Here is a 20,170-nt window from a genome sequence, read left to right on the forward strand (position 1 = left end):
AGGCCCTGAAGCGGCGGCGACTCTTGTTCGGTTTTCCGGTCGCCGGACCGCCCCCCTATCCCCTGTCGTTCTCGTCCGAAACGCGCAAAGCGCCGCGGTCACTTGCACAGACATGTCGACGTCGGATAAATGATCGCGCGCGTTCCCCCGTGGTCCCACCCGACACGCGCCGGAAAGAGGGTGCAGATTCTTCGTGCCGACGTCCATCGAACATAACGTGGCCTACATCGCCGCCCGCGTCGCCCGCCATCTGGAGCGCGATCTGGAAGAGGCGTTGCGCCCCGAAAAGATCCCGGTCTCGACGGCGCGCGTGCTGGGCCTGCTGGCCGACGACCAGGGCCGGCCGATGTCGGAACTGGCCGATGCGGTGCTGGTCGACCCGCCGACCATGACCAAGATGATCGACCGGCTGGTCTCGCAATCCCTGGTCTTTCGCGCCCCCGATCCGGACGACCGGCGACGGGTGCTGATCTTCATGGCCCCGCGCGGCGAGGAGCTGTGGCAGCGGATCGCGCCGGCCGTCGCCCGCCAGCAGCAGCGGATCGAGGCGGCGATGGGCACGGCCGAACTCAACCGGCTCTGCCGCATGCTGGACGATCTGACCCGCACCTGACCGCATCATTCCGTCCCGCCCTCGTTCAGCAGAATGTGCTTGGCCACCGAATACTGGTCGAGCGCATGGACCGACATGTCATAGCCGAAGCCCGAGCGGCGGCGCCCGCCATGGGGCATTTCGGCCGGGAACACCATGTGGTCGTTGATCCAGACGCAGCCATAGGCAAGCCCACGGCCAAGCCGCATGGCCCGGCCGATATCGCGGGTCCAGACCGACGCCGCCAGGCCGTGTTCCGACCGGTTGGCAAAGCGCATCGCCTCCTCGACATCGGCGCAGCGGGTGACGGTCACCACCGGCCCGAACACCTCGCGCGCCACGATCTCGTCCTGGGGGCTGGCGTTGACGATCAGGGTCGGCTCGTAAAAGCAGCCATTGCCCGGCACCACCCGGCCGCCGGCCACGACCTCGGCCGTGCCGGCGGCACGGGCGCGTTCTACATAGCTCGCCACCCGGTCGCGCTGACGCGCGGAAATCAGCGGCCCCATCTCGGTCGCCGGGTCGAAGGGTGATCCGACGCGGATCGCCGCCACCACCTCGGCCAGCCGGGCCACCAGCCGGTCATGGATGCCGGGTGCCACGAACAGGCGGGCCGCGGCAGTGCAGTCCTGGCCGGCATTGTAGAAGCCCGCGCGGCGGATGCCGGCCACCAGCCGGTCGAGATCGGCATCCTCGGCCACGATCACCGGGGCGTTGCCGCCCAGTTCCAGCAGGCTGCGCTTCACGCCGAAGGCCGCCCCGTCCAGCACCTTGCGGCCGGTGACCAGATCGCCGGTGACGGTGACCAGCGCCACGCCCGGATGACGAACCAGGGCCTGGCCCACCACCTCGCCCGAGCCTGCCACCACGTTGAGCACGCCGGGCGGCAGCAGGTCGGCCGCCAGCGCCGCCAGCGCCAGCACCGAGAGCGGCGCCTCCTCCCCCGGTTTCAGGACGACAGTATTGCCCGCCGCCAGCGCCGGGGCCAGCTTCCAGGCCGCGATCATCAGCGGATAGTTCCAGGGGATGATCGCCGCCACCACGCCCAGCGGCTCGCGCAGCAGGATGCTGGTCCGGCCGGGCAGATAGGCATCGGCGGCCATGTCGGTGCGGGTGCGGGCGGCCCCGGCGAAGAAGCGGAAGACATCCGCCGCCCGCGGCAGCTCGCCATCGCGCGACGCCGAAAGCGGCTTGCCGCAATTGCGCGCCTCGATCCCGGCAAGGCGGGGGGTGTGGCGGTCGATGGCATCGGCCAGCGCCAGCAGGGCGCGTGCCCGCTCGCCGGGGGTCAGCGCCGCCCAGCCGGGTGCGGCCCGCTCTGCCGCCGCCACCGCCTCGTCGACCTGAACCAGCGAGGCGTCGCGAAGCGTTGCGATGCCGGCACCCGTCGCCGGGTCGATCACCACCCGCCCGGCGCCCTCGCCCGCGACAAGGCGGCCTGCAATCAGCAAGGCGGTGCTGCAATCGCTCTCGATCGGCGTCATGCGGTCACCTCCCCGGCGCGATGGCCCGGCCTCTGGCCCTGGCGGCAGGATTGCAGGAAATGCTCCACCGCCGGCACCCGTTCCAGTCCGCGCCGCCAGACCACACCCACATCCAGCGCCGGCAGCGGATCGGCGATCGCGCGCACCTCCAGCCGATCGCCCTCCAGCGACCAGGGCCGATAGGCGAGATCGGGGGCGATGGCGATGCCGGCGCCGGTGGCGACCATGCTGCGCACCGCCTCGACCGATCCGGTCTCGAACAGCACCCGGGGGCTGAGCCCGGCCTTGCGGAAGATCCTGGTCAGCGCATCGCCGTAATCATCGGCACCCAGAACGATCAGCGGTTCCTGGCAGACATCGAACAGCGTCACCCGGTCGCGCTTCAGGAAACGGTGATTGGGCGGCAGCCACAGCCGGTTCTGCGACCGGGCCAGCACCTCATGCGCCAGCGCGGCCTTCTCCTCGATTTCCGAGACGATCAGGATGGCGACGTCCAGCTCGCCATTGATCAGCAGCTGTTCGATGAACGGCCGCCGGTCTTCCGAGGGCATCACCTCGACCCCTGGAAAGGTGCGCCGGAAGCGCGCCAGCAGATCGGCCAGGAAATAGCCCGCCACCATGGGCGACACACCCAGCCCCAGCCGGCCGGTCAGCTTGCGCCCCGCCGCCGAAAGCGTGCGCCCGGCCGCCGTCAGCGCCTCGATCATCGCATGGGCATGGCGCAGGAACTGGTGCCCTTCATGGGTCAGCGAAACGCCGCGGGGGTGCCGCTGCAGCAGCGGCACCCCCAGCTGGTGTTCGATCGACTTGATGGCCTCGGTCACCGCCGACTGCGACACGCCGACCAGGGCGGCCGCCCCCGTCACCGAACCGGCTTCCGCGGCGGCGACGAAATATCGGATATGACGGAAGGACAGGTCCATGGCGCGATGGTCGCCTTTCCGGCCCGGTTTCCCAGGGTGGTTCTCCCCGGGGTGGCAGGGGTCAGCCGAGCGTCACCCAGACGCTCTTGGTCTGCGTATGGGCAAGGACCGCCTCGAAACATTTGTCGCGGCCGTTGCCGGTCTGTTTCCACCCGCCCCAGGGCTGGGTCATGTCGCCGTTCATGTAGCCGTTGATCCAGACCATGCCGCACTCCACCCCCGCCGCGAAGCGATGGGCCTTGGTGAGATCCCGGGTCCAGAGCCCCGCCGCGAGGCCATAGACCGTGTCGTTGGCGATGCGCAATGCCTCGTCCAGCCCGTCGAAGGGGATCACCGCCCCCACCGGACCGAAGATCTCTTCAGATGCAATCCGCATGCCATTGTCCACGTCCGTGAACAGGGTCGGTGCGACGTAAGCCCCGCCCTCGCCCCCCGGCGGCACCACGCCACCGAAGGCAAGGCGCGCCCCTTCCGCCCGGCCGGCATCGATATAGTCCAGCACCCGGCGCTGATGGCTGCGGGTGACCAGCGGCCCCAGCGTGGTGGCGGGGTCGAGCGGGTCGCCGACCCGGACCGTCGCCCAGGTGCGGGCGGCGAAGGCATCCAGGACATCGGGCAGGATCGCCCGTTCGACCAGGATCCGCGAGCCCGCGCTGCACACCTCCCCCTGATTGCCGTAAATGCCCGCCACCGCCGTATTTACCGCGGTCTCAAGATCGGGCGCATCGGCCATGATCACATGGGGCGACTTGCCGCCGCATTCGGTCGAGACATGCTTGAGGTTGGACCGGCCGGCATATTCCATCATCAGCCCGCCGACCTCGCCCGAGCCGGTGAAGGCGATCTTGTCGACATCCATATGACGGGCGAGCGCCTGGCCGGCCTCTTCGCCGAAGCCCGGCACCACGTTCAGAATGCCGGCCGGGCCGCCGGCCTCGACGAACAGCCGGCCGAGCAGCAGGGCGCTCAGCGGTGACTGTTCCGCAGGCTTCAGCACCACCGCATTGCCTGCGGCAAGGGCAGGCGCGATCTTCCACGCCGCCATCATCAGCGGATAATTCCAGGGCACGATGCAGCCCACCACCCCCAGCGGCTGCCGCAGGATGTAATGGAGCGCCTGTTCTCCCGTTGAAGTGGTAGATCCGGTGATCTTATCCGCGGCTTCGGCCATGAAGCGGAAGCAGGCGAGGCTGCCCGGCACATCGATGGTCAGCATCTCGGCAATCGGTTTGCCCATATCCTGGGCATCCAGCACTGCAAATGCCTCGGCATGCGCCTCGATCAGGTCGGCGAAGCGATAGAGCACCTCCATGCGGGCGCGCGGCGGGATACGCGCCCAGGGCGCGGTGCGGAAGGCCCGCCGGGCCGAGGCGACCGCCCGGTCGATATCGGCGGCACCGCCACGGGCGATTTCGGCCAGAACCGCGTCGGTCGCCGGATTGATCGTGGCGAAGCGGGCACCGCCCCGGGCCTCGACGAATTCGCCATCGATGAACAGGCCGGTATCGGGTTTGAGCCGGCCGGCGAGCGCCGTCCAGTATCCGGCGGTCTTCAGATCAAAGGGCATGCGGACCGCCTCACTTCGCCGAGAGTTCTGTGCAGGTTTCCAGGATCACCGGCCCGTCGAAATGCGGCGAGACCGCGGCAAAGAACACCGCCACCGCGTCCGAGCCGTTATGGCGATCCATGGCCGCGACATCGGTGAAGCGTTCATAGGTCGTGAACCGGCAGGGATTGTCCCGCGACCGGCTGATGAAGAAGTCGACCGTCTCGGGCTCGTTGGCCCGGACATGCGCCGCCACCTTGAGCAGCTCTGCCTCGGCAAGCGCCTCGGCGCCGGGTGTGACGGTGATGATGGCCGTGATGGTGATCATGGTTCTGCGAATGCCTCCCGCGCAGGCCGACAGGCCTCCCCAGACCCGTCCCTCGATCAGCCTGCGGCCGGCGGGGGCGGCATGACCAATTCAAAATCCCGGATTGCGCTATCGGAAAAGCCGAACGCACCGGCCTCGCCTCTGACGGACGGTTCCGGCTGCCATCGGCTTTGCCGATATCAGATGCGGCGCGTTTCCTGTTTTACAGGGCGCATGCGCCTGCGCTCTGCTGGCAGGTGGCCGGAACCCTGTCCGGCCGGCACTGACGGACGACGACGAGGAGATGGCAGACATGGCGCGCATGCAGGCGGCAGTGGTCGAACGGCCGGGCGAGGGCTTGCGGATGATGGAAGTCGCACGCCCGGAACCCGGACCGGGTGAGGTGCTGATCCGCGTGGCGGCCTGCGGTGTCTGCCATTCCGACCTGCACATCGTCGATGGCGACTGGGGCACGCCGCCGAACCTGCCGCTGATCCCCGGTCACGAGGTCACCGGCCATGTCGCGGCGCTTGGGGCGGGCGTATCCGACCTTGCCATCGGCGAGGCGGTGGGCGTGCCCTGGATGGCCCATGCCTGCGGACGCTGCGCCTGGTGCCTGGCCGGCATGGAAACCATCTGCAAGGCCGGCGGCGCCACCGGCTTCAGCCGCGACGGCGGCTATGCCGAGTATATGCTGGCCGAGGCCGCCTTCGTCGCCCGCCTGCCCGCCGATGCCGATCTGGTGGCGATCGCGCCGATCCTCTGCGCCGGCGTCACCACCTGGCGCGGCCTCAGGCGATCGGAAGCGCGGGCGGGGGAGCATGTGGCGATCGTGGGCGCGGGCGGGCTCGGCCATGTCGCGATCCAGTATGCCCGGGCGATGGGGCTGCGCCCCGTGGCGGTCGATGTCTCGCCCGCCCGGCTGGACCATGCGCGCAGGCTTGGTGCCGAAGCCGTGGTCGATGCCGCGGCCGGCGACCCGGTGGCTGCCGTTCAGGCGGCGACCGGCGGCGGCGCCCACGCCGCGATCGTCACCGCCACCGCACCCGCGGCCTTCGAACAGGCCATCGCCATGACCCGCCCCGGCGGTACCACCGTGTTCATCGGCCTGCCTGGGGGCGAAAGGGACGCCATCCGGGTGTCGATCGCCCGGATCTCCAACTGGGAACGTTCCATCCGCGGATCCAACGTCGGCACGCGCCGCGACCTTCAGGAGGCGGTGGATTTCGCCCTCCGCGGCCATGTCCGGGCGGATGTCACCCCCCTGCCTTTCGGCCGCATCGACGAGGCGTTTGCCCGGCTGCGCCGCGGCGAGGTGACCGGCCGGCTGGTGCTGACCATGGGCGGCTGAAGGCGCGCGCAGAGAGGGCTTGCGCATCATATAAGTATCTGCTTATCTATCGGCATGACCGAGACCGATGTGTTCAAAGCCCTTGCCGATCCCACGCGCCGCGCCATCTTCGAGAAGCTGGCCGCGGGGCGGATGAATGCCAGTGCACTCAGGGACGGCATGGCCATCAGCCAGCCGGCGATGTCGCAGCATCTGGCCGTGCTACGTGCTGCCGGGCTGGTGCGGGAAGAACGACAGGGCCGGTTCGTCGATTACGAGGTCGATCCCGACGGTCTGGCCGTGGTGGCGGACTGGCTGGCGAAGTATCGCGCATACTGGCCGGCGCGGATCGATGCCCTGAAGGCGCTGCTGAAGGAGATGGATCAATGACCACCCCCACCTCCACGCCGGGCGCCGACCGCATCGTGCAGGACTATGATCTCGACGCCCCGCCGCAGAAGGTCTGGCGGGCGATCAGCATCCCCGAACTTCGGGCACACTGGCTGCCGGCCGCGGATCTGGCAGCGGTCGAACCGGCCTCGGTCACGCCCGGGCGCGAACTCAGCTACCGCATGCGGGAGCAGGCTCCGCCCTTCACCGAAAGCCTGGTGACTTTCACCATCGCCCCCAACACCACCGGCGGCACCCGGCTTCGGGTCATCCATCGCCGCATGGCCGCAGCCAATGATCGCAGCGGCGCGATGATGCGCGCCGCCTAGACGCGGCACGGCTTTTCCCAAATTCCAATGAGAGCGGAGGTCGCCGATGCGCGGCACGATGCAACTCGTCCCCATGGTCGTGGAACAATCGGCCCGGGGCGAACGGGCCTTTGACATCTATTCCCGGCTGTTGAAGGAACGGATCATCTTCCTGAACGGCCAGGTCGACGACGACGTCGCCGCGCTGGTCTGTGCCCAGCTGCTGTTCCTTGAGGCAGAGGATCCCGGCAAGCCGATCAGCCTGTACATCAACTCGCCCGGCGGCGTGGTCACCAGCGGCCTCGCGATGTACGATACGATGCGTTACATCCGCGCGCCGGTGCATACGCTGTGCATGGGTACCGCCCGTTCCATGGGCTCGTTCCTGCTGATGGCCGGCACCGCGGGCCAGCGCGCGGCGCTGCCCAATGCCAGCATCCTGGTCCACCAGCCCTCGGGCGGATTTCAGGGTCAGGCCTCGGACATTCTGATCCATGCCGAGGAAACGCTCCGGGTCAAACAGCGCCTGATCCGGCTTTATGCCGAGCACTGCCACCGCACGCCCGAAGAGGTGGAACGCACGCTCGACCGCGACCGGTTCATGACCGCGGAAGAGGCGCTGGAATGGGGGCTGATCGACCGGATCCTTGACCGGCGGCCCTGACGGCACGCACGGCACTTGCGGCAGTCGGATTCAGGTCGCATCATGCGCTGGCGTCTCCGCCGCCCGGCGGGGGCAGAACCGCAGGAAAGTCAGGCCCCCACCTTCAGATGCCCACCACCGCCGGCAAGACGGCCGCCCGTCACGACATCGCCGCCGACCCCAACCCGTCGCTCATGGCCGCCCGGCGTGACTGGCACCGGCTTCAGGCCGCGCTGGCGCCCGAGATGCGGGACTGGCTGGCCGGGCTGGTCAGCGCCTCGTCCGACGAGCTGGCGCGGGATTTCTACGACGTGCTGATGGCCGATGCCGAGGCGGCGCCGCTGCTGTCGAACGAAATCGTCCAGACCCGGCTGCGCAGCTCGCTCGCCGGCTGGATCCGAAGCCTGTTTCCGGCGGACCCCGCGCCCGATTTCGAGAACATGGCCATCGTGCAGACGAAGGTGGGCGAGGTTCATGCCCGGGTCCGGGTCCCCCTGCACCTGGTCAGCCGGGGCGCCCGGCTGATCAAGGCCGGCATCGCCGGGCGGATCGCCGGCAGCCGGGTCGGCCGGGACGAGCTGGTCCGGCTGCTGCTGCATGTCGAGACCGTGATCGATATCGCCATCGAGCTGATGGGCACGGTTTTCGTCTCGGGGCTTGCCCATCAAAGCCGCGACGAGGAAGCCTACCGGCTGTTCTTCCTGAGCCAGGATCTGTCGCTGGAGCGCGAAAGCCAGCGCGCCTCGCTGCTGGAATGGAACCAGGCGGTGCTGCTGGCGCTGGCCGGCGGCAGCGGGTCGACCGAGCCCCTGCCCCGGATCGGCCGGTCGGATTTCGGCCTCTGGTTCCATCATCGCGGCGGCATCATGTTCGAGGGCACGCCGGTGCTGGACCGGGTGAACGAGCTGATGCAGCAACTGGACGAGGGCATCCTGCCCGAGACCGATGCGGCGCGTGCGGCCGGCAACGGTTTCGGCCCTGCGCTGGGCCCGATCCAGAATGCCGTGAACGAGATTCGCTTCATCCTGAACGATGCCTTCCAGGCCCTGATCGGCGCCGAGGCCGGCCGCGATGCCCTGACCCGGACGCTCAATCGCCGCTTCCTGCCCGCGATCCTGAAGCGCGAGATCACGCTGGCGATGCGGCGCGACCAGCCCTTCGCCGTGATCATGGTCGATCTGGATCATTTCAAGGCGATCAACGACAGCCACGGCCACAGTGCGGGCGACGCAGCCCTGCGCCAGGCGGCGGAGACCATCCTCGGCACCTGCCGCAGCAGTGATCTGGTCTTCCGCTATGGCGGCGAGGAATTCCTGGTCGTCGCAGTGGAAGCCGGCGAAGCGGCCGCGCGTGCGCTGGCCGAACGGCTGCGCGAAGCCATCGCCCGGACCGAGGTCGTGCTTTCGGGCGACACCCGGATCCGCCTCGGCGCCTCGGTCGGCGTCGCGGTGTTCGACGGCCATCCCGATTACAATCATCTGGTCGAGGCAGCCGACAGCGCCATGTATCAGGCCAAGCGCGCGGGCCGCAACCGCGTGGTCGTCGCCGCCGGCAGCCGATAGCCGCCCTCCCTCATCCCGGTTTCCACCCCTCACCCCCGCCCGGCCCCACGGGGCCACATGTCCCCTCCCGAGGAGCGAGAGATGTATCCGAATACCAGCCTCTTCATCGACGGTACCTGGGCTCCGGGCTCGACGGGCAAGGACGAGGCCGTCCTGAACCCGGCCACCGCCGAGGAGATCGGCCGCGTCGCCCATGCGTCGACCGGCGATCTGGACCGCGCACTCGAGGCTGCCGCCCGGGCGTTCAAGACCTGGCGCAAGGTCTCGCCCTATGACCGGTCCAAGGTGATGCGCAAGGCCGCCGATCTGCTGCGCGAGCGGGCCGACACCATCGCCCGCATCATGACCATGGAACAGGGCAAGCCGCTGGCCGAAGCCAAGGTCGAGACGCTGGCCGCCGCCGACCTCATCGACTGGTTCGCCGAAGAAGGCCGCCGTACCTATGGCCGGGTGATCCCGTCCCGCGCCGTGGGTCATCTCCAGACCGTGACGCGCGAGCCGGTGGGCGTGGTCGCCGCCTTCACCCCCTGGAACTTCCCGATCAACCAGGTGGTCCGCAAGGTTTCGGCGGCGATCGCGACCGGCTGCACCATCATCGTGAAGGGCCCGGAGGAAACCCCGGCAAGCTGCGCCGAGCTGATCCGCGCCTATGCCGATGCCGGTGTGCCGGCGGGCGTGATCAACCTGGTCTACGGCATCCCGGCCGAGGTCTCGTCCTATCTGATCCCGCATCCGGTGATCGCCAAGATCTCGTTCACCGGCTCCACCGCGGTCGGCAAGCATCTGGCGGCGATGGCCGGCCAGCACATGAAGCGCGCGACCATGGAACTGGGCGGCCATGCGCCGGCGATCGTGTTCGGCGATGTCGACGTCTCGAAGGCGGCCAAGGCGCTGGCGGCGCAGAAGTTCCGCAATGCCGGCCAGGTCTGCGTCTCGCCGACCCGCTTCCTGGTGGAAGAGAGCGTCGCCGACCGCTTCGTCGGCGAGTTCACCGAGGCGGTGGCCTCGATCAAGGTCGGTGACGGCCTCGATCCCGACACCCGCATGGGGCCGCTGGCCAATGCGCGCCGCGTGGACGCGATGGAAGCCCTGGTCGCCGACGCCGTCGCCAATGGCGCCACCATCCGCACCGGCGGCGAGCGGATCGGCAACAAGGGCTATTTCTTCCAGCCCACAGTGATGACCGGCGTGCCGCTCGCGGCCCGGATCATGAACGAAGAGCCCTTCGGCCCGGTGGTGCCGGTTTCGACCTTCAGCGGCTATGACGCGCTGATCGCCGAAGCCAACCGCCTGCCCTATGGCCTGGCCGCCTATGCCTACACCTCGTCGTCGAAGACCGCGGCCGCCCTTTCCGCCGATATCGAAAGCGGCATGATCTCGATCAACCAGGGCATGCTGGCCCTGCCCGAAGTGCCCTTCGGCGGCATCAAGGATTCCGGCTACGGCTCGGAAGGCGGCATCGAGGCGATGGAACCCTATCTCATCACCAAGTTCACCGCCCACAACACGACCTTCTGACCGCCCCGGCTTCGGCCGCAGAGACGACGAAAGGGCCGGGATGGCGACATCCCGGCCCTTTCTGCATCGTGATGCCGATGCGCTGTGGTCAGTCCGTGCCGGTCGCCTGCGCAGGCGCGTCCACGGCCGGATCGCGGGCCAGCGCCGCCACCACCGCGCTGGTGGTGTGCTCGATATGCCGGCGGATCACCTCGGTGGCGCGGTCGACATTGCGGTCGAGCGCGGCATCCAGCAGGGCGCGATGTTCCAGATGGATGTCGCGGGTCATCACGGTCTTGGCGCGCGACAGGCGGCGATAGCGTTCATGGTGGCGGAACATCATCGCCCGCATGCGCAGCAGCCAGGTCGAGGCGCAGGCCGAGACCAGCGCCTCATGGAAATCGTGGTTCAGCCGCTCCCATTCCGACATCTGCTCCACACCCTGGCGGTCGGCCAGTTCAACCCGCTCCAGCCGGTGATAGGTGGTGATGACCCGCTCTTCCCAGGCGACATCGCCGGCCGGGATCGACTGGGCCAGGGCATCGGCTTCGAAGATCTTGCGCAGATGGCCGATCTCGCGGGCATCGGTCGCCGACATCGGCGCCACCACGAAACCGCGCTGGCCCTGCATCTGGACCAGATATTCCCCGGACAGCCGGGCCAGCGCCTCGCGCAGCGGCCCGGCGCCGATCTGATAGCGGTCGCGCAGCATCTCGATCTTGAGCTTCAGATCCGGCGGCAGCGCCCCGGTCACGATGTCTTCGCGCATCAGCCGATAGGCGCGTTCGGCCTGGGTCTTGTCTTCAATATCCGGTCGGGCGGGGCTATCCGGGCGGACGGGCGATTGCTTGTCCATGCGGTGTCGGTTTCCCGGCGAGATTGAAATTCCAGGCAGGCTAGTGCGACAGCCCAAAAATATCAATTTCCAAATTGACAGCCTCAAAATATCGATATTTTATGCCGACAGGGAGGAATATCGATGACAAAAACCCTCGAAGAAGCCGGCGCGTCGCAGTCCCCGCTGCACACCGGCACCCGCGGCGTCCCTGGTCCGGTCGCCTGCCTGCAGACACTCAGCAACCGCATCGCCGGGATAGAGACCTGGGCGGCGGGGCTGACGGTGTTCGGCATCTTCTGCCTGCTGCTCGGCAACGTCGTCTCGCGCAGCCTGGGCAATCCGCTGATCTGGACCGACGAACTGGCCGTGTTCCTGATGGCCTGGGCGGCCTTCATCGGCGCCTCGCTCGGCCTCGCCCGGCGCCAGCATATCGCGATCACCCTGCTGCCCGATGCCCTCGGCCCCAGGGCGCAACGGCAGCTGGCCATCCTGGTCGATGTGGCCCTGCTGGTCTTCCTGGTCGTGCTCTCGGTGCAGATCTGGCGCTGGTTCGATCCGGTCGGCGTGCTTCAGGCCCCGTCGATCGAGGCGTTCACCTCTTCGACCTTCAACTTCATCTATCAGGAGCCGACGGTGACGCTTGGCATGCACAAGGTCTGGTTCTGGCTGGTGATGCCGCTGTTCTGCATCACCGCCACCATCCACGTGCTGGCCGCACTTGCCGGCCGCCTGACCGGCGTGGCGGAGACGGCGGCATGATCGCGGGCGTCTCTTTCCTCGCCATGCTGGCGGTCGGCATGCCGATCGCCTTCGCGCTCGCCGCCCTCGGCCTGATCTACATCTTCGCCACCGGCAATCTGATCCTGCTCCAGTCCTATGGTCAGCAGATGTTCGGCGGGCTGGAGAATTACGGCCTGCTGGCCCTGCCGCTGTTCATCCTGCTCGGCGAGTTCATGAATGCCGGCGGCATCGGCCGGCGGCTGATGGCGCTGGCGCTGGCCATGCTGGGCTCGATCCGCGGCGGGCTCGCCTATGTCAACCTGGTCGCCAATATGATGATGGCGGCGATCCTGGGCTCGACGGTGGCGCAGATCACCATCATGTCGCGGCTGGCGGTGCCCGAGATGGAAAAGGCCGGCTATCCGCGCGACGTGTCGGTGGCGATCACCGCCGCCGGCGGTCTGCTGGCGCCGATCATCCCGCCCTCGATGCTGTTCATCATCTTCGGCGTGATCGCCCAGATCCCGATCGGCGACCTGTTCATCTCGGGCATTGTGCCGGGCCTGCTGATCTTCTTCGCCTTCATCGGCGTGATCATGTGGCTGGGCCGCCGCCATGGCTTTCCGGCCACCGAGGCGATGCCGATGCGCGCCCGTGTCCGGGCGGTGCTCGATGCCCTGCCGGCCGCGGCCATCCCGGTGATCATCGTCGGCTCGATCCTGGGCGGCCTTGCCACCCCCACCGAATCGGCCGCGATCGCCAGTCTCGCCGCGGTGCTGATCGGCCTGTTCGTCTATCGCGAGATGACGCTGGCCGACATCCTCCCCGCCTTCCTGAATGCCGCGCGCGGCTCGGCGACCGTGCTGTTCCTGATTGCGGCCGCCCAGGTGTTCAGCTGGGTCATCACCTTCGAAAACCTGCCGGCCCTGGTCGCCGAGGCCATGCAGGCGATGACCGCCTCGCCGATCGTCTTCCTGCTGCTGCTGAACGTGCTGCTGCTGGTGCTGGGCATGATCAGCGACCCGATCCCGGCCATCATCCTGATCGTCCCGGTCTTCCTGCCGGTCGCGACCGGCGTCTACGGCATCGATCCCTTCCATTTCGGCGTGGTGCTCTGCCTGAACCTGACGCTGGGTCTGCTGACACCGCCGGTCGGCACAGGGCTGTTCGTCGCGTCGCTGATGGGCAAGGTGAAGGCCGAACGTCTGGCCGTGCTGCTGGTGCCCTTCTTCCTGGCGGTGCTGTCGGTCCTGCTGCTGCTGGTCGTCTTCCCCGTTCTTTCCACCGGCCTCAAGGATCTGCTCTGATGGCGCGCATCTGGATCCTGGGCGGCGGGCTGATCGGCTGCGGCTGGGCCGCGGCCTTCGCCGGCGCCGGCCATGAGGTGACGGTGATCGACCCCGATCCGGCGGTGGCCGATCGCATCGCCACCGTCCAGGCGCAGGCATTGCCGGTGCTGCAGGGCCTGGGCACCCTCAATCCCCTGGCGACCACGCCCCGCCATGTCGTGAGCGCGGCCGAGGCCGGCCCGCCGCCGGTGCTGGTGCAGGAGAACCTGCCGGAACGGCTCGATCTGAAGCGCCGGGCGCTGGCGGCACTGGAACCGCATCTGGCCCCGGACACCATCATCGCGTCGTCCTCGTCGGGTCTCTCGCCCGACGACATGGCCGAAGGGCTGGCCCGGCCCGAGCGGCTGCTGATCGCCCACCCTTGCAACCCGCCTTATCTGATGCCGGTGGTGGAATTGTCGGGCGGTGCCCTGACCGCACCCGAGGTGGTCGTCCGCACCGCCGATCTCTTCCGTGCCATGGGCAAGACGGTGCTGACCCTCACCCGGCCGGTGCCGGGCCATCTGGTCAACCGCCTTCAGGCCGCGCTCTGGCGCGAGGCGGTGCATCTGGCAAGCGAGGGCATCGCCAGCCTGGCCGATATCGAGCAGGCGGTGATCCAGGGTCTGGCACCGCGCTGGTGCATCGTCGGCCCCTCCACCGTCTTCCATCTGGCGGGTGCCGAGGGCGGCATCGGGCGCTTCGTCGATGCGCTCGGCCCCGAATTCGAGCGCTGGTGGGCAACGCTGGGCGATCCCAGGCTGGACGCCGCCACCCGCGCCCGCCTCGTCTCCGGCATGGCCGCGGCGGATCCGCGACCGGTCGCGGAAATCGCCGCCGGCCGCGATGCCGGCCTGACCGAACTCATGGTCTTCCTCTCCAAGAAGGAAGCCACCCCCCATAACGAGACCCCGAGAGGAAACCAGGGATGAAAGCAGCACGCATCCTGACCGCCGCAGCCGCATTGATGGTCGGCCTGATCGGCGCCGAGGCCCAGGCCGAACAGTACCGGCTGGGCCTGATCACCCCGCCGCCGCATCAGTGGTCGAAAAGCGCGGTGACGGTCGCAGACCGTATCAAAGAAGCCACCAACGGCCGGGTCGAGATTCTGGTCTTCCCCTCGGGCCAGCTTGGCAACGAGGCGCAGATGCTCCAGCAACTGCAGACCGGCGCGCTCGACTTCGCCTTCCTGACCCTGGGTGAATTCGCCAACCGCGATGCCGATTACGGTGTCTTCCTTGCCCCCTATATCGTCAAGGATGCCGCCGGCGCGCGGCAGATCCTGAAGGGCGGCGTGGCGCAGAAACTGCTGGGCGGGGTGTCCAAATTCGCGCTCAAGGGCTTCGGCTGGGGCATGGCCGGCATGCGCCAGATCGTGATGCGCGGCCCCGTGGCCTCGGTTGCGGATCTGTCGGGCAAGAAGGTCCGCACCGTGCCCTTCGCCCAGGAGCTGGATTTCTGGACCCGGCTGGGTGCGGCCCCCACCCCCATGCCGCTGCCGGCACTGTATGACGCCTTCGCCAACGGCCAGGTCGACGGCATGCAGATCGATTTCGAGGGCAGCTGGAACTCGAAGTATTACGAGCATGCCGGCGCGATCGTGGCCTCGAACCACATGATGTTCCCGATGATCGCAGTGGGTTCGGGCCGCAAGTGGCAGACCGTGCCCAAGGAAGATCAGGCGGTGATCGAAAAGATCATGGCCGAGGAACTGGACGGCATCGTCGGTGCCTATGCCGAGATCGACGCCACCTATCTCGACAAGCTGAAGACCACCAGCGTGCCGGTGGTGAACGCCGACCGCGCCTTCTTCGGCGGCGCCGTCGACCTCTGGTACCAGTCCTGGCGGGAGAAGACCCCGCTGCTGAAGGAGCTGGAGAAGGAAGCCGCGGGTCTCTGATCCGCTCGGGCCTGCTTCCCCACTGCCACGGCCGCCGCCCCCTCCTCCCCGGGGGCGGCCGGCCAGGAGGACGATCGAGATGACCGATATCTACCGGGATCTGCGCTATCTGCGTGTGCCCGTCGAGGATCTGGATGGTGCGGCGGCCTTCGCCACCGGCATTTTCGGCCTGCAGGCGGGCGATCACGACGATGCCAATCGCCGCTTCCGTTCAGACGCGCGCAATTACGCGATCTGCTACACGGCCGAGGCCGGCCCCGCCGCGGTGGCGCTGACCGTGGCCCATGCCCGCGAACTGGACGAGGCCGAGGCACGGCTTGCCGCCGCCTGTCCCGGCCTGCCCCGCCAGCGGCTGGATGCGGCGGCCTGCGCCGCGCGGCAGATCAAGGCCGGGCTGTCGGTGCTGGCGCCCAATGGTGTCGCGGTCGAGATCGTCTGGCGCCCGCTCACCTCGGGCTGGCGCTATCACGGCGCGCGCGATGCCGGCATCACCGGCCTGCAATCGGTTCAGCTCGCCTGCACCGATATGGCGGCGAACGAGGATTTCTGGACCCGGGGCATCGGTGCCGGGGTCTCGGACTGGGCGGGCGATGCCGTCTTCCTGCGCATCGACGACGCCCATCACCGCATCGCCCTCTACCCGTCGGATCGCGACGGCCTGCTGGGTGCGGTGTGGGAGGTGGACGGCATCAATGCGGTGATGCAGGGCTGGTATCTGTTCCAGGCCCGCCAGGTGCCGGTGGTCCACGGGCCGGGCCGTCAGCCCACTTCGGGCGCCATGTTCGTCACCGCCCGCGGCCCCGGCGGCCTGCTCCATTCCTATGCCCATGGCATGGAACGGGGTGAGGCGGTAACCGGCCGCGGCCCCCGCCAGTTCGCCGATGCCGCCCTGTCGCATTGCGCCTGGGGGTCACCCTGCACGGCCCCCGAATTTCTTGGAAAGGACGAATTCCTGGGGAGGGATGAGAGGTGATCGGTCTCAAGGACGTCGTCTATTGCCGTCTCGGCACCCGCGATCTGGCCGGTGCCGAATGGTTCGCGGTCAACATTCTGGGGCTTGAGGTGGCCGAGCGCCGCAAGGGCGCGATCTACTTCAAGTCCGACTCCCGCGCCCACACGCTGTGCTATGTCGAGGGCGGCCGCGAGCAGGAGGCGACGGCCTTCGAGATCGCGACCTCCGCCGATCTGCAGAAAGCGGGGGCGGTGCTGGAGGATCTGGGCCATGCCGTCCATTACGGCACCCCGGCCGAATGCGATGCCCGCCATGTCCGCGAATTCATCCGCTTCGACGACCCGAGCGGCAACCATATCGAATTCGTGGTCCGGCCGGAAACCACGGCGCAGCGCTATCACGGCAGCCGCGATGCCGGCATCACCGGCTTTTCCCATGTCGGGCTCTGCTCCACCGACCCCGCCCGCGACGAGCTGTTCTGGACCGATGTCTGCAAGGCGCGGGTGTCGGACCGGATCGGCGATGCGCCGCTGATGCGCTTCGGCACCATCCATCATTCGGTGGCGCTGTTCCCCTTCCACCAGCCGGGCATCCAGCACGTCAACCATCAGGTGGCGAGCACCGACGACATCCAGCGCTCGCTGGCGCATCTGCGCCGCAACCAGGTGACGGTGACCTTCGGCCCCGGCCGGCACCCGACCTCTTCGGCGCAGTTCCTGTATTTTGCCGGCCCCGACGGCATGACCTTCGAATATTCGACCGGGGTCTGCGAAATCCACGACGAGCCGCTGTGGCGGGACCGCCAGTTCCATTTCGCGCCCAAGGGCTTCTGCCAGTGGGGTTCGGCACCGAACATCGCCGCCTTCAAGGACTGACATCATGACCGATCGTCTTGCCGCCACCGTCCGGGTCGCCGCCCGCGCACTCGGACGGGCCGGGCTGGTGCATGCCTATGGCCACTGTTCGGCGCGGATCGATGCCAACACCTTCCTGGTCTGCCCCTCGCGACCGATGGGGCTGGTCCGCCCGGGCGAGGCCTGCACCGTGGTGCCGGTGGATGGCCCGCTGCCGGCGGGGGTGCTGGGCGAAGTGCGGCTGCATCAGCGCATCTATGCAAAGCGGCCCGAGGCGCAGGGCGTGGTGCGTTTCATGTCGCCCAACATGATGGCTCTGGCCGCTCTCGGCCGGGTGCCGCGCATGCGCCACGGTTTCGGCACCTATTTCGCCCCCGGCGTCGGGCTCTGGAACGATGTCCAGCTGGTCCGCGACGACGAAAAGGCGGCGGGCGTGATCGAGGCGATGGGCGAGAGCGCGGGCGTGCTGATGCGCGGCAACGGCGCGGTCGTCGCCGGCGCCAGCCTGGAAGAGGCCGTGGGCCTTGCCTGGTATCTGGAAGACGTCTGCCGGATCGAGCTTGCCGCCCTCTCCACCGGCCTTGGCGACACGGCGCCGGTGATCGACCCCGAGGCCGCCGCCGCCCGCGCCACCCGCGCCGGCCTGATCTTCGAACGCATGTGGGACTATCTGACCGACGGCGATCCCGAGCGCGACATCGCCACGCCGCCGGCCGACCGAAAGGAATGACCGACTTGACCCGTTTCCTGAACTTCATCGACGGCGAATTCGTCGCGGGCAGCGGCGAGGCCTTCGCCAATCATTTTCCGACCACGGGTGAAGTCATCGGCGAGGTCTCCGCGGCCGGCCGGGCAGAGGTCGATGCGGCGGTGGGCGCCGCAAAGGCGGCGCTGAAAGGCCCCTGGGGCCGGATGTCGATCCCCGAACGGGTGGCCCTGCTGCGCAAGCTGGCCGACGGCATCAACGCCCGCTTCGACGAGTTCCTGGCGGCCGAGATCCGCGACACCGGCAAGCCGCGCTCGATCGCCTCGCATATCGACATCCCGCGCGGCGCCGCCAATTTCAACGTCTTCGCCGACCAGATCCTGACCGCCTCCACCGAAACCTTCGAGATGGCGACCCCCGACGGGGCCGGCGCGCTCAACTATGCACTCCGCCTGCCGCGCGGCGTGATCGCGGTGGTCTGCCCCTGGAACCTGCCGCTGCTGCTGATGACCTGGAAGGTCGCCCCGGCGCTCGCCTGCGGCAATACCGTGGTCGTGAAGCCCTCGGAAGAAACCCCCGCCACGGCCACCCTGCTGGGCGAGGTGATGAATGCGGTCGGCATCCCGCGCGGCGTCTACAACGTCGTCCACGGCATGGGGCCGGGTGCGGCGGGTGAATTCCTGACCACCCACCCGGACGTCAACGGCATCACCTTTACCGGCGAGACCCGCACGGGCGAGGCGATCATGCGCGCGGCGGCCGGCGGCATCCGCCCGGTCTCGCTCGAACTCGGCGGCAAGAATGCCGGCATCGTCTTCGACGACGCCGATCTGGAGGCGACGCTGGAAGGGCTGGGCCGCGCCTGCTTCGCCAATACCGGCCAGGTGTGCCTGGGGACCGAGCGGCTTTATGTCCAGCGCGGCATCTTCGACCGCTTCGTCGAGGGGCTGGCGGCCAAGGCGCGCAGCTACCGCTTCGGCGACCCCTTCGACCCCGCCACCACCATGGGCCCGGTGATCAGCGCCGAACATCGCGCCAAGGTGCTGTCCTATTACGACAAGGCGCGGGCGGCCGGCGCGACGCTCGTCGCCGGCGGCGGCACGCCGGATGTCGCGGGCTATGCCGGCGGCTACTGGGTGGAGCCCACCGTCTGGACCGGCCTGCCCCAGGATGCGGCCGTGGTGCGCGACGAGATCTTCGGCCCCTGCACCCATGTGACGCCCTTCGACACCGAAGACGAGGCGCTCGCGCTCGCCAACGACACCCCTTACGGCCTCGCCACCTCGATCTGGACCACCAATCTGGGGCGTGCCCATCGCGCCGCCAAGGGGATCGAGGTCGGCATCGCCTGGGTGAACTGCTGGTTCCTGCGCGATCTGCGCACGCCCTTCGGCGGTTCCAAGGCCTCGGGCATCGGCCGCGAGGGCGGCATCCATTCGATGGAGTTCTATACCGAACTCCGCAACGTCTGCATCAAGCTCTGAGAGAGGGATCGGGTTTCCCATGCTGACCGAAGAACAGCGCGCACGCTGCGTCGAAAGCCTGCTTGAAAGCCACCGCACCAAGGTGCAGGGCCAGCGCCCGTCCGAGATGTTCCCCGAGATCGAGATCGCCGACAGCTATGCGATTTCCTCGGCCGTGGCCGCCGCGAAGGTGAAGGCCGGGGCGAAGATCATCGGCCACAAGATCGGCCTCACCTCCAAGGCCATGCAGGCGGCATCGAAGATCGACGAGCCGGATTACGGCTACATGTTCGACGATCTGGTGCTCGCCGACGGCGCCAAGGTGCGGTTCGAGGATTTCTGCGTGCCCCGCGTCGAGCCGGAGCTGACCTTCATCCTGAAGGAGCCGCTGAAGGGCCCGAATGTCGGCCTGGTCGACGTGCTGCGCGCCACCGAATGGGTCGTGCCCTCGATCGAGATCATTGACGCCCGGGTGACCGAACCGCGCCGGATCTTCGACACGGTTGCCGATAACGGTGCTGCCGCCGGCCTGGTGCTGGGCGGCCGGCCGGTGCGGCCGACCGATGTCGACCTGCGCTGGGTGGGGGCCATCTTCTACCGCAATTCCGAGATCGAGGAGACGGGGCTCGCGGCCGGCGTGCTCGGCCATCCGGCGATGGCGGTGGCCTGGCTCGCCAACAAGCTCGCCCCCTTCGACGTGACGCTGGAGCCCGGCCATATGCTGCTGTCGGGCAGCTTCACCCGGCCGGTCTGGGCGAAGAAGGGCGACACGCTGCATGCCGATTTCGGCCCGCTCGGCGCCGTCGCCGTGCAGTTCGTCTGAGGTG

21 protein-coding genes are annotated in these 20,170 nt (G+C 68.4%); 16 read left to right on the top strand and 5 right to left on the bottom strand.

What is annotated here, in order from left to right; translation table 11 throughout:
- Nucleotides 1–193 precede the first annotated feature (193 nt).
- Nucleotides 194–613: a MarR family winged helix-turn-helix transcriptional regulator gene (locus P7L68_RS02230; protein WP_371998805.1), complete on the top strand. Its 420-nt coding sequence runs from the start codon at nucleotides 194–196 to the stop codon at nucleotides 611–613.
- A gap of 5 nt (nucleotides 614–618) precedes the next feature.
- Here P7L68_RS02230 and P7L68_RS02235 read toward each other — a convergent pair whose 3' ends face one another.
- The 4 genes from P7L68_RS02235 to P7L68_RS02250 all read right to left on the bottom strand — a co-directional run bounded on the left by P7L68_RS02235 (nucleotide 619) and on the right by P7L68_RS02250 (nucleotide 4,873).
- Nucleotides 619–2,076 (bottom strand): aminobutyraldehyde dehydrogenase, encoded by a 1,458-nt coding sequence (locus tag P7L68_RS02235; protein WP_371998806.1) that lies wholly within the window; start codon nucleotides 2,074–2,076, stop codon nucleotides 619–621.
- Nucleotides 2,073–2,999, bottom strand: a complete 927-nt coding sequence (locus P7L68_RS02240) for a LysR family transcriptional regulator (protein WP_371998807.1) — start codon at nucleotides 2,997–2,999, stop codon at nucleotides 2,073–2,075. The genes P7L68_RS02235 and P7L68_RS02240 overlap by 4 nt, the downstream gene beginning before the upstream one ends.
- Before the next feature lie 61 nt (nucleotides 3,000–3,060).
- Nucleotides 3,061–4,566 carry an aldehyde dehydrogenase family protein gene (locus tag P7L68_RS02245; protein WP_371998808.1) on the bottom strand — a complete coding sequence of 502 codons (1,506 nt, stop codon included), beginning with the start codon at nucleotides 4,564–4,566 and terminating at the stop codon, nucleotides 3,061–3,063.
- A gap of 10 nt (nucleotides 4,567–4,576) precedes the next feature.
- Nucleotides 4,577–4,873 carry a putative quinol monooxygenase gene (locus P7L68_RS02250; protein ID WP_298650180.1) on the bottom strand — a complete coding sequence of 99 codons (297 nt, stop codon included), beginning with the start codon at nucleotides 4,871–4,873 and terminating at the stop codon, nucleotides 4,577–4,579.
- A gap of 292 nt (nucleotides 4,874–5,165) precedes the next feature.
- Here P7L68_RS02250 and P7L68_RS02255 point away from each other — a divergent pair, with 292 nt between their 5' ends.
- The 6 genes from P7L68_RS02255 (at nucleotide 5,166) to P7L68_RS02280 (ending at nucleotide 10,603) form a co-directional block, all read left to right on the top strand.
- Entirely contained in the window at nucleotides 5,166–6,203 is a 1,038-nt protein-coding gene (locus P7L68_RS02255; protein ID WP_371998809.1) for an alcohol dehydrogenase catalytic domain-containing protein, read from the top strand.
- Nucleotides 6,204–6,257: 54 nt separating this feature from the next.
- Complete coding sequence (locus tag P7L68_RS02260) at nucleotides 6,258–6,572, top strand: helix-turn-helix transcriptional regulator (protein WP_014753177.1); 315 nt, start codon at nucleotides 6,258–6,260, stop codon at nucleotides 6,570–6,572.
- Entirely contained in the window at nucleotides 6,569–6,901 is a 333-nt protein-coding gene (locus P7L68_RS02265) for an SRPBCC domain-containing protein (protein ID WP_371998810.1), read from the top strand. Before P7L68_RS02260 ends, P7L68_RS02265 begins: the two co-directional genes overlap by 4 nt.
- A 46-nt stretch (nucleotides 6,902–6,947) precedes the next feature.
- The gene (locus P7L68_RS02270; RefSeq protein ID WP_371998811.1) at nucleotides 6,948–7,544 is read left to right on the top strand and encodes an ATP-dependent Clp protease proteolytic subunit; all 597 of its coding nucleotides are present in this window, start codon (nucleotides 6,948–6,950) and stop codon (nucleotides 7,542–7,544) included.
- 107 nt (nucleotides 7,545–7,651) lie between these two features.
- Nucleotides 7,652–9,085, top strand: coding sequence for a diguanylate cyclase (locus P7L68_RS02275; protein ID WP_371998812.1), 1,434 nt, complete (start codon nucleotides 7,652–7,654; stop codon nucleotides 9,083–9,085).
- 81 nt (nucleotides 9,086–9,166) lie between these two features.
- Nucleotides 9,167–10,603, top strand: coding sequence for an NAD-dependent succinate-semialdehyde dehydrogenase (locus P7L68_RS02280; protein ID WP_371998813.1), 1,437 nt, complete (start codon nucleotides 9,167–9,169; stop codon nucleotides 10,601–10,603).
- Nucleotides 10,604–10,691: 88 nt separating this feature from the next.
- Here the strand turns inward: P7L68_RS02280 and P7L68_RS02285 are convergent, their stop codons facing one another.
- Nucleotides 10,692–11,438: a GntR family transcriptional regulator gene (locus P7L68_RS02285; RefSeq protein WP_371998814.1), complete on the bottom strand. Its 747-nt coding sequence runs from the start codon at nucleotides 11,436–11,438 to the stop codon at nucleotides 10,692–10,694.
- 123 nt (nucleotides 11,439–11,561) lie between these two features.
- Here P7L68_RS02285 and P7L68_RS02290 point away from each other — a divergent pair, with 123 nt between their 5' ends.
- The 9 genes from P7L68_RS02290 to P7L68_RS02330 all read left to right on the top strand — a co-directional run bounded on the left by P7L68_RS02290 (nucleotide 11,562) and on the right by P7L68_RS02330 (nucleotide 20,166).
- Nucleotides 11,562–12,179 carry a TRAP transporter small permease gene (locus P7L68_RS02290; protein ID WP_371998815.1) on the top strand — a complete coding sequence of 206 codons (618 nt, stop codon included), beginning with the start codon at nucleotides 11,562–11,564 and terminating at the stop codon, nucleotides 12,177–12,179.
- Nucleotides 12,176–13,447, top strand: coding sequence for a TRAP transporter large permease (locus P7L68_RS02295; protein WP_371998816.1), 1,272 nt, complete (start codon nucleotides 12,176–12,178; stop codon nucleotides 13,445–13,447). The genes P7L68_RS02290 and P7L68_RS02295 overlap by 4 nt, the downstream gene beginning before the upstream one ends.
- Nucleotides 13,447–14,400 carry a 3-hydroxyacyl-CoA dehydrogenase NAD-binding domain-containing protein gene (locus P7L68_RS02300; protein ID WP_371998817.1) on the top strand — a complete coding sequence of 318 codons (954 nt, stop codon included), beginning with the start codon at nucleotides 13,447–13,449 and terminating at the stop codon, nucleotides 14,398–14,400. Before P7L68_RS02295 ends, P7L68_RS02300 begins: the two co-directional genes overlap by 1 nt.
- The gene (locus tag P7L68_RS02305; protein WP_371998818.1) at nucleotides 14,397–15,368 is read left to right on the top strand and encodes a TRAP transporter substrate-binding protein; all 972 of its coding nucleotides are present in this window, start codon (nucleotides 14,397–14,399) and stop codon (nucleotides 15,366–15,368) included. Before P7L68_RS02300 ends, P7L68_RS02305 begins: the two co-directional genes overlap by 4 nt.
- Nucleotides 15,369–15,447: 79 nt before the next feature.
- The gene (locus P7L68_RS02310; protein WP_371998819.1) at nucleotides 15,448–16,341 is read left to right on the top strand and encodes a VOC family protein; all 894 of its coding nucleotides are present in this window, start codon (nucleotides 15,448–15,450) and stop codon (nucleotides 16,339–16,341) included.
- Complete coding sequence (locus P7L68_RS02315; RefSeq protein WP_371998820.1) at nucleotides 16,338–17,195, top strand: VOC family protein; 858 nt, start codon at nucleotides 16,338–16,340, stop codon at nucleotides 17,193–17,195. The genes P7L68_RS02310 and P7L68_RS02315 overlap by 4 nt, the downstream gene beginning before the upstream one ends.
- Before the next feature lie 4 nt (nucleotides 17,196–17,199).
- Complete coding sequence (locus tag P7L68_RS02320; protein ID WP_371998821.1) at nucleotides 17,200–17,904, top strand: class II aldolase/adducin family protein; 705 nt, start codon at nucleotides 17,200–17,202, stop codon at nucleotides 17,902–17,904.
- A gap of 5 nt (nucleotides 17,905–17,909) precedes the next feature.
- The gene (locus P7L68_RS02325) at nucleotides 17,910–19,364 is read left to right on the top strand and encodes a 2-hydroxymuconic semialdehyde dehydrogenase (protein WP_371999240.1); all 1,455 of its coding nucleotides are present in this window, start codon (nucleotides 17,910–17,912) and stop codon (nucleotides 19,362–19,364) included.
- A gap of 19 nt (nucleotides 19,365–19,383) precedes the next feature.
- Complete coding sequence (locus P7L68_RS02330) at nucleotides 19,384–20,166, top strand: fumarylacetoacetate hydrolase family protein (protein WP_062764409.1); 783 nt, start codon at nucleotides 19,384–19,386, stop codon at nucleotides 20,164–20,166.
- The last annotated feature ends 4 nt before the right edge of the window (nucleotides 20,167–20,170 follow it).

The sequence above is a fragment of the Tistrella mobilis genome (genome assembly GCF_041468085.1).
GTDB classification, from domain to species: Bacteria; Pseudomonadota; Alphaproteobacteria; order Tistrellales; family Tistrellaceae; genus Tistrella; species Tistrella mobilis_A.